The organism is Nonomuraea sp. NPDC050202 (genome assembly GCF_040656115.1).
Lineage (GTDB): Bacteria > Actinomycetota > Actinomycetes > Streptosporangiales > Streptosporangiaceae > Nonomuraea.
The window spans coordinates 55,340-68,997 of the sequence record NZ_JBFALF010000044.1; the positions used below are offsets into that span (position 1 = coordinate 55,340).

At 65.9% G+C, this 13,658-nt stretch carries 12 protein-coding genes; 3 read left to right on the forward strand and 9 right to left on the reverse strand.

The genetic code is table 11. The annotated features are described in order from the left end of the window. Positions 1–83 precede the first annotated feature (83 nt). From AB0I79_RS54435 to AB0I79_RS54450, 4 genes are all read right to left on the reverse strand, one after another. Positions 84–2,417: an RICIN domain-containing protein gene (locus AB0I79_RS54435; protein WP_357892275.1), complete on the reverse strand. Its 2,334-nt coding sequence runs from the start codon at positions 2,415–2,417 to the stop codon at positions 84–86. Between the two features lie 60 nt (positions 2,418–2,477). Further along, a complete protein-coding gene (locus tag AB0I79_RS54440) occupies positions 2,478–3,929 on the reverse strand; it encodes a family 43 glycosylhydrolase (RefSeq protein WP_357892278.1) in 1,452 nt (483 codons plus the stop codon). A 90-nt stretch (positions 3,930–4,019) separates the two neighbouring features. After that, the gene (locus tag AB0I79_RS54445; protein ID WP_357892281.1) at positions 4,020–5,426 is read right to left on the reverse strand and encodes a family 43 glycosylhydrolase; all 1,407 of its coding nucleotides are present in this window, start codon (positions 5,424–5,426) and stop codon (positions 4,020–4,022) included. A gap of 647 nt (positions 5,427–6,073) precedes the next feature. After that, positions 6,074–7,177 carry an integrase core domain-containing protein gene (locus AB0I79_RS54450; RefSeq protein ID WP_357892284.1) on the reverse strand — a complete coding sequence of 368 codons (1,104 nt, stop codon included), beginning with the start codon at positions 7,175–7,177 and terminating at the stop codon, positions 6,074–6,076. Positions 7,178–7,247: 70 nt separating this feature from the next. On the opposite strand from AB0I79_RS54450, the gene AB0I79_RS54455 reads away from it, so the two are divergent. Continuing rightward, positions 7,248–7,460 carry a hypothetical protein gene (locus tag AB0I79_RS54455; protein WP_357892287.1) on the forward strand — a complete coding sequence of 71 codons (213 nt, stop codon included), beginning with the start codon at positions 7,248–7,250 and terminating at the stop codon, positions 7,458–7,460. Between the two features lie 174 nt (positions 7,461–7,634). Then, positions 7,635–8,162: a hypothetical protein gene (locus AB0I79_RS54460; protein ID WP_357892290.1), complete on the forward strand. Its 528-nt coding sequence runs from the start codon at positions 7,635–7,637 to the stop codon at positions 8,160–8,162. A gap of 57 nt (positions 8,163–8,219) precedes the next feature. Here AB0I79_RS54460 and AB0I79_RS54465 read toward each other — a convergent pair whose 3' ends face one another. From AB0I79_RS54465 to AB0I79_RS54485, 5 genes are all read right to left on the reverse strand, one after another. Next, complete coding sequence (locus AB0I79_RS54465; protein WP_357892293.1) at positions 8,220–8,390, reverse strand: hypothetical protein; 171 nt, start codon at positions 8,388–8,390, stop codon at positions 8,220–8,222. A gap of 302 nt (positions 8,391–8,692) precedes the next feature. Next, positions 8,693–9,643, reverse strand: a complete 951-nt coding sequence (locus AB0I79_RS54470; protein ID WP_357892296.1) for an integrase core domain-containing protein — start codon at positions 9,641–9,643, stop codon at positions 8,693–8,695. Positions 9,644–10,464: 821 nt separating this feature from the next. Next, a complete protein-coding gene (locus tag AB0I79_RS54475) occupies positions 10,465–10,749 on the reverse strand; it encodes a hypothetical protein (protein WP_357892299.1) in 285 nt (94 codons plus the stop codon). 203 nt (positions 10,750–10,952) lie between these two features. Further along, on the reverse strand, positions 10,953–11,297 hold the full coding sequence (locus AB0I79_RS54480; protein WP_357892302.1) for a hypothetical protein: 345 nt from the start codon (positions 11,295–11,297) through the stop codon (positions 10,953–10,955). Next, a complete protein-coding gene (locus AB0I79_RS54485; RefSeq protein WP_357892305.1) occupies positions 11,291–12,232 on the reverse strand; it encodes an IS3 family transposase in 942 nt (313 codons plus the stop codon). Before AB0I79_RS54485 ends, AB0I79_RS54480 begins: the two co-directional genes overlap by 7 nt. Positions 12,233–12,617: 385 nt before the next feature. Between AB0I79_RS54485 and AB0I79_RS54490 the strand changes: the two genes are divergently transcribed. Further along, positions 12,618–13,520 (forward strand): multicopper oxidase domain-containing protein, encoded by a 903-nt coding sequence (locus tag AB0I79_RS54490; protein WP_357892308.1) that lies wholly within the window; start codon positions 12,618–12,620, stop codon positions 13,518–13,520. Positions 13,521–13,658: the final 138 nt, after the last annotated feature.

A 13,658-nucleotide genomic window follows, 5' to 3' on the forward strand; every position in this document is an offset into this window, starting at 1 on the left:
AGGGAAGAGAGCGCACGCCTTCGATCTTCGTGCGAAGCGCCGCTCGGGTCCCGGCCGCTGATCGGTTCCGCGGGCGTTACCGGTCAGGTCTCGATGATGCTCCATTGCTGGGTGGCCAGGCCGTTGCAGGTCCATTGGCGTACTTCGGCTCCGGGCGTGGTCACCCGGTTGTAGTCGTCCAGGCACAGGTTGCTGTGTCGGTTGCGGATCCGCGCGTAGGCGGGTTCTGGGTCGGGGTCGTTCGACAGGGCGTCGATGTCCATGTTCCCGTAGGTGTCCTGTAGCTGGGCCAGCGACTCGGCGTGCGCGACGGAGTTCCACGGCAGCCAGAGGTTGACGCCGCCGTAGCGCATGTCGGACAGGCCGATGGCCTCCTCGACCAGCCCGTCCCGGGCGTACCCCAGCGCGTTGCCGGGATATTGGGTGGTCAGCTTGGTCTCGTTGGCCAGCAGCCGGGCCTGTTGCAGGTAGTGGGGGTCGTCGGTGGCCCGGTAGAGGCGGTAGTAGTCGTAGAGCATCCCCGACTGCCAGGTGTCCATCCCCGAGTGTCCGGTGGCGATGATGCTCTGCCCTCGTACGCCATAGCGCGCGTAGGCCGGGCGGCTGGACTGTACCGGGTAGTTCCAGGCGTACTGCCATGTCTCGGCGAAGTCCGCGGCGCGCGTGGCGGCCTGCAGCCATCGCTGGTCGCGGGTGTGATCGTAGAGGGACTGGAAGGCGCGCAGGGCGAGCGAGGCGGCTTCCTTGTCCGTCACGTTGGGGTTGTCCGGTGTGCCGCCGACGTAGGTCGCCGGCAGGTGCACGGTCTGCCACGCGAACTCCGCGGTCCGCAACGCCGCGGCGCGATAGCGGCTGTCGCCGGTGTGGTCGGCCAGCTCCAGCAGGAACGGGATCGCGTTGTGCGAGTTGTACTTGGCCTGATTGTCCGGCGCGGTGCCCGCGAGGTTGTAGGACCGGTAATAGGACCCGTCCGCGTTCTGGTGGGTGACCAGCCAGTCACCGAATCGCCTTGCGTAGGACTCCCAGGAGGCGACCGGCGTGCCGCGTCCGCGCATGAACCGGGACGCCTTGAGCATGCCCTCCATGCCGTCGGTGGCGATCCGCAGGTAGGTCGGGTAGAAGCTGCGCCAGCCGGGCGGGTTGACGTCGTACCAGGTTCTCGGCAGACCTGACGGTGCCGAGGAGTTGGCCGCCCAGAAGTCCAGGATCTGCCGCCCCTTGGTGACGTTGTCCGGACGGTTGTTGAGGTATCCGTCGCGCAGCATCAGGTACGCCGCCGGGATCTGCTGGCCGACGAAGCCCATCTGGTAGCTGACCTCGTGCACCTCACCGCCCGGCAGGCGCGCGCTGAACGGCAGCCCGGGCGCCCCGCCCCAATTCGACTGGTAGGAGGCCAGCACGTCGATGGACGAGCGGTAGACCTGCTGGACCGGGACCTTGGTGACCTGCGGATTGGCCATGTCCCAGTGATAACGCCACGAGTCACGAACCGCCGCCCCGAAGTCCGCGGTCCGATGGGCCCGGATCCGGAATTCGTAGGTCTGGGTGAACCCGGTGGTCACCGGGTTGCTGCGGCGCACCCACGCGGCGCCCCGGTTGACGTAGTTCTTCTCCCCTTCCATGCCGGGGTAGACGATGGCCAGCTTGGTGGAGGGGATCTTCTGGGCGCCCAGGGCGGCGTGGGTGATGCCTCCGTTGACCAGCCACTGGCCGGATCCCTCGTCCACCGGCGAGGCCGGGCGCGGGTTCTGGTGGGCCAGGCTCACGTCCAGGCCTCCGTTGGGGTCGTGCATCATCACGAACGGCAGCGGCATCCGCATCTCGCGGAAGTAGAAGTAGTTGTCGTTGTAGGTGCTGGCCAGCGCCCCGGCGGGGACGTTCCTGTTGCGGTCGTACCAGATGCCCGGAGCCAGGAACTGGTAGTCCTGGATGGCGCGCGGGCTGGTCGAACCGATGGTGAAGCGGGAGTTGAAGCCCTGGTCGGCGCCGTTGGCGGTCGCGACGGTGACCGTGCGGGTCACGCCGAAGCCGCCGGCGGAGGCGGCTGCGTAGGCGTCCCTGAACCTGAAGACGCTGCCGTTGCGGCTGCGGACTTCCCCGGTGCCGACCAGTTGCCCGTCGGTGAGTGTGACAGACGTGTACTGGCCGCTTGCGTCGGTTGGTGTGTCGCCGTTCTTGACGATCACTTGGAGCGGCTGCTGTTCGGCGAGCACCGTCGCGCCGCTGGTGACATCGCGTATCGCCACCGGTTGCGGGGTCGCGCCGGAGGTGAGGACGAGCTCGTAGTTTCCCGAACGCAGGGAGACGACGGCGGCCTGCGCCTCAGTGGCGTGCAGGGGTGCGGCGGCCAGAATGGTCGCGATACTGGCGATGAGGCCGGTGCGCCATCCTCGCCGCGTTCTTAACGCGCTGGTCATGGAGGGTCCTTTCCGCGCCACGGCCGACAGGCGTGCCGGCCGTGGCCTCCGGAATTCGCTTCAGGAGGTGGTCCACTGCTGGGCGGCGGTGTTGTTGCAGGTCCACTGGCGTACTTCGGCGCCCGGCTGGGTGCCCCAGTTGTAGTTGTCCAGGCAGAGGCCGCTGTGCCGGTTGGTCAGCGTGGAGTAGCCGTCTCCGGTGGAGGTGATTCGCCACTGCTGGACGGCCAGGCCGTTGCAGGTCCACTGCTGGACGGGCGAGCCGGGCGCGGTGGCCCAGTCACGATTGTCCAGGCACAGGCCGCTGTGGCGGTTGACGATCGTGTGGTAGCCGTCGCCGGTCGGGGTGAGGGTCCAGTCCTGGACGGCGGCGCCGTTGCAGGTCCACTGGCGCACCTCGGCGCCGGGGGTGGTGATCCAGTCGTAGTCGTCGAGGCACAGGTTGCTGTGCCGGTTGCGGATCCGCGCGTACGCGGGCGTGACCTCGCCCGACGGGCCCTGCAGCACCGTCGAGGTCGAGACGGGTACGCCGAGGTTCGGGGTGCCGTCGGCGTTCCAGGAGATCTTCTGCACCCGGGTGGTGCGGGTGGTGCCGCAGCCCTGGCTCGCCGAGGAGTTGGCGTGGTACGCGATCCACGTCTCGGTGCCGTCGGGCGAGGTGAAGAACGAGTGGTGTCCGGGGCCGTAGACGCCGGCGGCGTCGTTGCGCTGGAAGATCGGGTTGGGGAACTTGGTCCAGGAGGAGGCGGCCAGGGGGTCGCCGCCGCGGTATTCGAGCATGCCGAGCTTGTAGTTGGGGCCGTTGCAGTGGCTGGCCGAGTAGGTCAGGAAGGTACGGCCGCCGCGTTGCAGCAGGAAGCCGCCCTCGTTGACCGCGCCGTCCTGGCGCTCCCACGCCAGGGTGGGCGCGGAGATGCGGCGGCCGAACGCGCTCGCGGTCCACGGGTTCGACAGCGGCGCGAGGTAGAGCGACTGCAGGTTGTCCTCGGGCGCGAACGCCGAGAACGTCATGTAGAGGGCGCCGTTGAGCCGCACCACGGCGGCGTCGATGGCCCAGCCGTTGTTCGGCATCAGGTTGAGCACGCCGCGGTAGGTGTACGGGCCCATCGGGTCCGAGCCGGCGCTCTCCGCGACGTGGGTACGGCGGGCCGCGCAGCACTGCTCCACCGAGTAGTACAGGTACCAGCGGTTGTTGATCTGCTCCAGGTGCGGGGCCCACATCGTGTCGCCGCCGGTCCGCAGGATGACCTGCTCGGGGGCGCTGCGGAGCCCGGCGATCGTCGCCGACCTGCGCATGACGACGTCAGCGGTCCAGGTCGTGGCGACGTAGTAGTAGAAGCCGTTGTGGAAGACCAGCGTCGGGTCGGCGCTGTTGGGCGCCGGGACGACGGGGTTGGTGAAGGACGGTCCGGGCGCCGCCTCCGCACGGCCGGAGGCGACGACGGACATGGCGAGCGTGAGGACAGCGGCGGCAGCGAACACCAGGATGCGTCGCGCATAAGCCAGTAACACGGGTTCTCCTATGCGGGGCGAGGGGGGAACTCTCTGAGCCGGCTCGAAGGGAGCGGCCCGCGGGCATGGTGGAAGGGGCTTCCCCAGGGGTCAGTAGACGAAGGGCCAGCCGGCGGTGTCCCAGCCGAGCTTGTTGATGCCGAGCCGGGAGGAGTTGTCGTTCGCGTACCAGTGGTAGAACAGGACGTCTCCGTCGGTGTCGGCGAGCACGGCCTGGTGGCCGGGGCCATGGATGCTGCCGTGGCCGGCCAGGAGCTGGGTGCCGCCGCCGGAGTTCAGCGCCACGCCGTTGCGGTCGACGTACGGGCCGGTGACCGAGGTGGAGCGGCCGACCATGATGCGGTAGGTGCTGGAGGCGCCCTGGCAGCAGGCGTCGAAGGAGACCAGCAGGTAGTAGTAGCCGCCGTGCCGGAAGATGAACGGCGCCTCGATCGCGCCGCCGCCCCGCCCCGCGATGGAGGTGATCGTCGAGTTGCTGCGCTTGCCGGTGGCGGGGTCGAGCTGGACCATCTTGATGCCCGACCAGAACGAGCCGAAGTTCAGCCACCAGCGGCCCTGGTCGTCGATGACGAGGTTGGGGTCGATGGCGTTGAAGTTGTCCGAGGTGCTCGACTCGATCACCAGGCCCTGGTTGGTCCAGGAGCCGGAGGCGCCGGTGGTGCTGGTGGCCAGGAAGATTGCCGAGTGGTTGGAGCCGAAGGTGGAGGCCGAGTAGTACATGTAGTACCGGCCGTTGACGTAGGTGATGTCCGGCGCCCACAGGTGGTTGCTGCCGTTCGTGTACGGGTGGGCCCACGTGACGGCGCCGGGGAACGCCGCCCCCGCGTTCCGCCAGGCCGTGCGGTCGGCGGAGGTCTTGAGCGAGATGCCGTTACCGGTGTGCGCCAGCAGGTAGCCGCCGCTGGGGGTCTTGGCCACCTCGGGGTCGTGCACGTTGACGTCGCCGGTGACCACGCCCGGGTTCGGGTAGGCGGGCGGCGGGGTGGTGGGGTCGCCGAGCTTGATGAGCTGCCACTGCTGGTTGGCGCCGTTCAGGTCGGTGTACTGCGAGATGCGGCCGCCGTCGGCGGTGGACCACTCCCAGGTCTCCAGGGTCTTGCCGCTGGTGCGGTTGATCAGCTTGACGTAGCCGTTGTCGGTGTCGACGACCCGGAACTGCTGGTTGCCGCCGTTGAGGTCGGTCCACTGGACGATGTTGGCGCCGTCGGCCGTCGAGTGCTGGTGAACGTCGAGGACCTTGCCGCTGTGGCGGGACTTGAGGCGGTAGTAGCCGCCGCCGGAGTCGACGAACTGCCACTGCTGCCAGGCGCCGTCGTTGCGGGCCCACTGCACGATCGGGGCGCCGTCGGTGGTGGCGAGGTCGTAGACGTCGATGGCCTTGCCGCTGTGCCGGTTGACCAGCACGTACGAGGCGGTGGTGTCGATGGTCGCGGCGGCGGCCGGGCCAGAGGCCACCAGGGACTGGCACACCACGAGAAGCACCGTGAGGAGCGCCACGACAGCGGCTCCGGTACGGGCGCGGCCTGCGGATAAGCGAGGGCTGGTGCAGAGGTTCATGGGGGGTCTCCGCATGTTAGCGCTAACATTCATCGATGTACTAACGGCTAACTCTCATCGCCGGGGATGTGTGAGTCAGTGTCAGCGCAAATGTGGCACGCGTCAAGAGGAGTGTGAGAGCGCGACATTGCCGCACGAGCGTCCTGGCGCTGCGCCATGGGCTTGAGCAGGGGATCGACCGAAGGCCATCGATGGGTGTTGTTGACAACCGCCAAGTCTGGTCGCGCAAGGGCGCCATGTCGGAGGCGTTGCGTGATGCGACCGTAATCGAGCAGTCCCTTGACGAACCTTGCTGTTAACGCTCACAGTCTTGTCGGGCCAGGAAAGGAGGGCCCCGCTAGTTCGGCTCCGGCAGGATCGCAGGACGGCTCTGCGGCTGCCGTACTTGATCGACTTACAGGTATTCAGCCGGATCGGGTGATCCTTTCCGCGCTCGCGCGGCTCCTGCCCCAACGCCGCCTGTTCGTCACAGCGCGCACGCTCCTGCGCTGGCACGCCGACCTGGTGAAGCGGCGCTGGACTTCAAGCCTGAGGCCCGGACGGCCAATGATCCGACCCTGCGGGTGCCGATTAATCATCCGGCCAGGTCAAGCCGCATGCCGATACTCCTTCAGGATGCCTCCAAGTCGATCACGTCGATGGATGTCGAGCACCGTGATCTGGACTGGGTCAGCGTTGGGAATGGGAAGCGGTCGGAGCGGAGCTGCCTGGCAGAGAGCCCGATGCGGCCGGTGTTCGTTGTAGCAGGTTTCGAACTCGCGCAGCGCGTGCAGAAGGTGGTGCTGGTTCCAGATCAACGTCCGGTCCAGCAGTTCGCGTCGGCAGCTCTGGATCCACCGCTCCGTGATTGCATTCATTCGCGGTATCCGGACACCGCTCTTGACGATGCGTATTCCGGCATCGGCCGGCACCGCGTCGAAGGCCGCGGCGAAGGCCGCGGCGAACTTGGCGTCCCGGTCACGGATGAGGAACTTGGCCGAGCTACCCATATCTTGCAGGTCCATGGCGAGGTTGCGGCCGAGTTGGGTGACCCACTGACCGGTGGGGTGAGCGGTGACGCCGAGGACGCGGATACGGCGGGTGGCGTGCTCAATGACCGCCAGAACGTACAGGCGGGCGCCGGTGAGGGTGCGGACTTCGAAGAAGCCGCACGCCAGCAAAACATCTGCCTGGCTGCGTAGGAAGGTGGCCCAGGTTGTGGCGGTCCGTTCGGGAGCCGGCTCGATGCCGTGTGCTTTGGGGATCTCCCACACGGGGGAGGCGGCGACCTTGATGCCGAGCGCGGCCAGCTCACCGTGAATGCGCCGGTAGCCCCACGAGGCGTTCTCCCGTGCCAGCCGCATCACCAGCAACTGTATGGACCGGATGGTCCGCGGACGTCCACGCCCGCGAGGCGCGCTGGCCGCGGCGTGACGGCGTCGCAGCAGATCGCGGTGCCAGCGCAGGACGGTGTCCGGCCGGACCAGCAACACAAGGTGCCGGAGTCTCTCCGTGGGCAGGTGGTGAAGCATCCCAGCGAGGAGGAGCCGATCAGTCGGCGTGAACGCGGGCTTGGTCACCTGCCGCTGCAGCACCATCAATTGGTGCCGTAACACCAGGATTTCGATCTCTTTGTCCCGGTCGGTTCGGGGGAGCAGCTCCAGAAACGAGAACGTGGTCGTCACCGTGAGGTAGGCCAAGCGCAATAACACGATTGACCATCATGCCGTGCGGCGCGCGACGGGAGCGCAAGAGAACGCATCACCTCCATGACCTGCACGGATGAATACTCGGCACCCGCACCGGATCGAGGCCCGCGAGCACTGGCTGACCTGCCAGATCGAGCAGACCCAGACGGAGATCGACATCCTCACCACGCGAGTGAGTGAACTCAGCGAGCAGGTCGAACACCTGCGGATCAGCCACAAGACCCTTATCTCCCTGGCCGAGGAGGACCCCGCACCGACCAAAACGCTCACGCCGCCAGCGCGCTGACCTTTCCTACGACCTATCCACTGTCCTGGTTTCGCTGCCCTCGGCCCACGCCGACGAGGGCCGGTTCTACACCACGCGACGGGACGTGACCAGGATGGCATCGGCCGTTACGGGATATTTCGGATAATCTCAGCTCCAGTGATCCACGAGTTTGTCGCATCGCGGAGTGGTTAGATGGCCAATCTGGTCGACAGCGTCACAGGCACGTACTCGGTCGAGTACGGCTCCTTCTCGATCTTGGACGTGGATGGGTTGTCGCGGTTGCCTTCCGCGCTTGATCCGCAGGAGTTGTACGCCCTTACCGATGAGGATGAGATCTGGTTCGCTGCCACCCCGAATTTGGCAATTGTGCGGAGCCGTGCAGGCTCCCATCATATCGTCCGTGTCACCTTGGAGCGGTGGGATGCCGAGCCTCCTGCCGAGGAAGAAGGTGGGGTGGGCGGCGGGCCTGTGGTTGAGATTTTCAGCAGCTCGGGGAGATTGTGGCTCCACAACACTTCAGGGGAGTCGAGTCCGGTGCTCGATCTAGGGCTTTCTGGGGTCTCATGGCTGGTGCGCGGACGGCGAATCGCGAGGAGGGAGCTTGGCCCGCTGGGTTGGGGCGGCGACGATGACGACGACGATGATGATGATTTGCCGGGTTTGCCGGAGGGGCTGGAAGAATTCGTGTTTCGCTTCTGGCCGGCTGAGGCACGCGACTAGTCATCAGAAATGACAAGGCCCCGGACGGCATTGCTCCGCCCGGGGCTCTATGTGCCGCTAGTTAACGCATTCGTTCATCGCGTTGTAAAGGTGCAGGATGAAGTCCTTGCCGTGCAGGATCCGGTCGTTCATGTAGAAACGTCCGAGCCTTGCGACATTGACTGTGCTGCCCCAGTCATTGTTCTCCTGCTTGGGGATCAAGGATACTGAGACGGCGACACCCGGCATATAAGGTTTTCCCTTGTCGTCCGGCTTGTCCTTTTGTCAGCTCACCCAGGAACCTTGATAGGTGCTCTGGAAGGGGAACTCGTCGCACTCATGCGTGCTGGTGTCCCACGGGGCAGCGCCCCCCTTCCAGGTGGCGCTATTCCTGGTGGCATAATCGATAGCGCAGATTCTGAAGGAGCGGTAGTAGTTCCGGCCATTCCGGCTTCCGGATTCCAGGCGGGTCAGAGGTGTGGCCTGGCTGAAGCCCGGGAACTTCTTCTCCGTTCCGAAGGTGCGCCTGCCGAAAATTCCATCCGTGCAGGTCAAGCGGCATATGAGTATTCGTGGAGGACGCCGCCGAGCCGGTCTCGCCGGCGGATGTTCGGGTCGGTGATCTGTCCGGGATCAGTGATCGGGTCCGGGACGGGACGCAGCGGAGCCGCTTGGTTCAGAGTTTGATGTGCTCGATGCTTGTTGTAGAACCGTTCATACTCGCGCAGGGCGTGCCGCAGGTGGTGTTCGTTCCAGATGAGGCAGCGGTCGAGAAGCTCGTGGCGGCAGGACTGCACCCACCGCTCCATGATGGAGTTCATCCGCGGCATCCGAATGCCAGTGAGCACCGTCGTGATGCCGGCCTCGGCGAGGATCTCGTCCATGAGGGCCGGGAACTTTCCATCCCGATCTCGGAGCAGAAAGCGCGCTCTGCAGCCTGCATCGTCCAGGTCCATCGCCAGGTTCCTGATCGCCTGGGTGACCCAATTCGCGCTCGGGTGGGCGGTGGTGCCGAGCACGCGGACGCGTCTGCTGGCGTGCTCGATGACCGCCAGGACGTACTGGCGTTGCCCGCTGAGAGTAACGGCCTCGATGAAGTCGCAGGCCAGTAGCGCGTTTGCTTGAGAGCGCAGGAAGTCGGCCCACGTGGTGGAAGCTCTTTCAGGTGCCGGGTCGAGGCCTGCCTGTTTGAGGATCTCCCAGACAGTGGATGGCGCGACCTTGATGCCGAGCGTGGTGAGCTCTCCGTGGATCCGCCGGTAGCCCCTGCTCGGGTTCTCCCGAACGAGGCGCAGAATGAGGGTGCGGATGGAGGGGACCGTCGGTGGGCGCCCGGGCCGCTGGGGCCGGCATATGTGGGCGTGACGACGTCTCATCAGGTCGCGGTGCCAGCGCAGGACGGTGTCCGGCCGGACGAGAAGCCGCAGCCGGCGCAGAACCTTACGCGGCAGGGAGGTCAGGAGCGCGGCGAGAAGGGCCCGGTCTTCGGGTGCGAATTGCACTCTGGGTGTCAGCGCCGAGTTGGTGTTTAAGGACGGCGACCTGGTGACGCAGAACGAGGATCTCCACGTCCTTGTCCCGATCGCTCATGGGAAGCAACCGCAGCGCGGCGAAGGCGTTCGTGACGGTCAGGTAGGCCAGGCGAAGCAGCACAGCTGATCATCCTGCCGTACCCGCTTCCGTCTCGCGCGTGACCGGAGCTCGCGTACGCTTAGGCGAAGCCCTCGCAGAGGTCATGACCTGGGCGGATGTAATTATCGGCAGGCGCAGTTGCGCAGTCCTCGTGGACAGCCGCTTGAGCCATGTCGAGATCAAATTTCACCCATTGATTGGGGCGAAGGTTTCTGGAAGGAAATTCGGTGGGATTGTGGAGTTTCTCAATCCTCTTGATCCCTTTGGTAAGCGCACTGCGACTATCTGGTCCCTCTCCTCCTATGCTTTTGGTACGAGTTGCGGACAGCTCTAGAGCGGGAGTTACGGGAGGGAGCTTGATGCTTCCCTTTGCCTCTGTGTTGGACGTTATGCGAGCTACGCTAAGCCGCCCGTACAGCTTCTGACCTGATAGGTACAGTAGTTCGCTCACGGGGGCACCCTAACGCGTGGGCGGTGCTGGCCGCGACCGGCCGGAGAGTCGCAGCGCGGCCAGCGACCGTCCCGATGCGCGGCAGGTCGCCGTAGGCGGGCTGCCCTTGAAACCGTAGAGAAAGTCTCATCCAGTCGGCGAGTACTCGGCGAGTACTTGGGTGATCATGGTGTCTACCTGCTCTTTTGCTGGTTCCATGGAAGCTCGGTTGATGCTTGACGCCTTGCTGGGGTTCGTCGCTCAGTGCAGTTCCAGTCCCGCGAGGATCCGGTTCAGCGTCTCGCGCGCTTGGTGGACGAGAGCGATTGCGGTGCCGAGCCGATTGTCGACGACGACGTGGGCGGCGGAGGGGTGAGTCTCGGTGTTGAGGGTGTCGGCGTACGCCTCCCAGTTTTGGAGCTTCCACGCATTGCGCGGGTCGCCGCGGAGTTCGATGTGCTTGCGCATGGATGCGGCGTCGCATCGCACCCACACCACCGCCACGTCGACGCCCCCGGCGGCGCAGCGATTGATCAGGTGAGACACCCTGTGCCGCTCGAATATTGAGTTACGGGGTCTGAACTGCGGTTACGCGGCGTGGTGGTATTCGTTGAGCGTGTCTGCAACGACCGGTTTTCGGCAGATGGATCGCAGATCGTTGAGGTCGGTCACGTCGGGGGAGGGCTGCGTTGCCACGTCCGGAGGCTGTTGATGCCGGGACTGATGCGGCTGGTGCCCGTTGTAATGGATCAGATATTCGTAGAGTACGAGGCCAGGTGGTGTTCGTTGAGGATCAGGATGCGGTCCAGGAGTTCGCGACGCAGAGTGCCGATGACGCGCTCGCAGATGGCGTTCATTCTCGGGGTCCGGGGCAGCGTTGTGATGATTCGCAGCCCTTCGGCTTCAAAAACCTCCCTGAAGGCCAAGGTGAAAAGCGGATCCCGGTCGTGGATCACGAACCGTAGCCCGGCGATGCGGTCACGCAGGTCCATCACCAGGTTGCGGGCCTGCTGCACCGCCCATGCTCCGGTCGGGTGCGGGGTCACTCCCACCAGGTGGAGACGTCGGGTGCCGTGCTGGATGAAGATCAGCACATACAGCCGTTTGAGCAGTATGGTACGACCACGAGAAAGTCGCACGCGATGATCGCGTGGGCTTGAGCGGTCAGAAACTGCCGCCAGGTCGGCCCCGCCCGGCGAGGCGCCGGATCGATACCCGCCGCGTGCATGATCTTCCGCACCGTGGAGGCCGCGATTGGGTAGCCCAGGCGTGGCAACTCCCCTTGGACCCTTCTGTGCCCCCAGGTCGGGTTCTCCCGGGCCATCCGAATGATCAGTGCCTTAATCGGCTGTCGGGTGCCGGGCCGTCCCGGGTGCCTCCGGTCCGTGTAGGTCCACTTACGCGCTACAAGATTGCGGTGCCAGCACGAGATCGTCGCCGAGGTGATCGGGAACACGTCCGCCCACTGGCGACGGCGAACCAGCCTCGACAGTGCCGCAAGCCAGAGCCGGTCGAGGTGACCCCACCGCGGCCGGCCACCGAGCTGACGGCGCAGCACCTGATTCTCGTGACGGAGCACCAGCAGCTCAACGTCCTTGGATAGATCAGCGCGGACCAGCACCGTCAGCAGACCGAACAAGCACCTAACCAACCGGTAGACCAGCGACAACAACACCCTGCGATGGTTGCCGCCGCCGTTCTGATCGCGCAGCAAAACCCCAGCTACAGTACGAAACCCGTGTTTCGAGGGGACACCGTGGACGGCGCGACCTTGATACCGAGCGTGGTGAGCTTGCCGGTAGCCCCAGCCAGGGTTCTCACGAACCAGGCGCAGAATGTGGGCGCGGATGGAGCGGACTGTGGATGGGTAGCGCCTGGGCCGGTTCGGCCGGCAGATACGAGCGTGACGTTGCCTCGTCAGATCGCGGTGCCGGTGCGGGACGGTGATCTGGTGGCGCAGGGCGAGAGTCTCGACGTCCTTGTCCCGAGCGCCGATGGGCGGCAACCGTAACGCGGCGAAGGCATACATGGCCCATGACCTGGGTGTATGTCATTGCCGGCGGACGCAAAGCCGGATCTTGTCGTCACCGTAACAGCCGTATCAGCCTTTGACCAGATACGGGCGGAAGTTCTGACTCTTTCGCCGCTACTTGTTGACATTTAGCTGAAAATGGCGCGTACTTCGATCGAAAGTCGATCTAACTTCCCCTCTACGACACCACCGATCACGACGCGGCCGGTCCAGGCCTAGACCCGCATCGCGCGCGAAGGCAGCGTCCCGAGCACCCGCAAGACACCCTCACGCAAGCGTCATCGATTGGGGAACCATGACCGAGGTAGGCAGAGGCGTGGCGAAAAGCCTGCTCTCCCGGCGTGCCTTCACCACGTCCGCGGCGGCTGCCGCGTTGGCGCCATTGGTCGCAGCGAATCAGACGGCCGCGTCGACCCAGGCCGGCACGACCATGGGCGCGGTCCGCCGCATCACCCTGTACGCCGAGCGGCTGGAGAACGGCCAACTGGGCTACGGCCTGGAGCCGGGCATGGCCACGATTCCCGGGCCGCTCATCGAGATGGTCGAGGGCGACACGCTTGAGATCGAGATGGTCAACAACCTGGACGTGACGGCGAGCCTGCACGTCCACGGGGTGGACTACGACGTGGCCAGCGACGGTACGAGGCTGAACGAGAGCGTGGTGGAGCCCGGCGGCCGGCGCACCTACATCTGGCGCACCCACGCGCAGCGCAGGCGCGCGGGCGGTGCCGGCATCGAGCCTGGCAGCGCGGGCTACTGGCACTACCACGACCACGTGGTGGGAAGCGATCACGGCACGGGCGGCATCCGCCAGGGGCTGTACGGCCCGCTGGTGGTCCGGCGGAAGCAGGATGTCAGGCCGGACAAGACGTTCACCGTCGTCTTCAACGACATGATGATCAACAATCGCCCCGGGCACGACGCGCCGGAGTTCGTCGCCAAGGTCGGTGAGCGGGTGGAGTGGATCGTGATCACCCACGGCGAGTTCTATCACACGTTCCACATCCACGGGCACCGCTGGGCCGACAACCGCACCGGCATGCTGGAGAGCCTTGAGGACCAGAGCCGGATCATCGACACCAAGATCACCGGGCCCGCCGAGTCGTTCGGCTTCCAGCTGATCGCGGGCGAGCGCGTCGGCCCGGGGGCGTGGATGTACCACTGCCACGTCCAGAGCCACTCCGACATGGGGATGGCCGGCATTTTCACGGTGACGGACGCGGCCGGGAACGTGCCGGGCCGACCGGGCGGCGATCACTCGGGCGGCGACCACACGGGCCACTGACGGCCGCGCGGCCCCGGGCGCCCCCGAGACCGGAACGCCGTACGAGCACAGCCCTGCGCAGACGTCGACAACCCCGGACCGCGGCCGACCCCCGAACTCGCCCGCGAATGGTCCCGAACCACCCTCGATCCCAAGGAG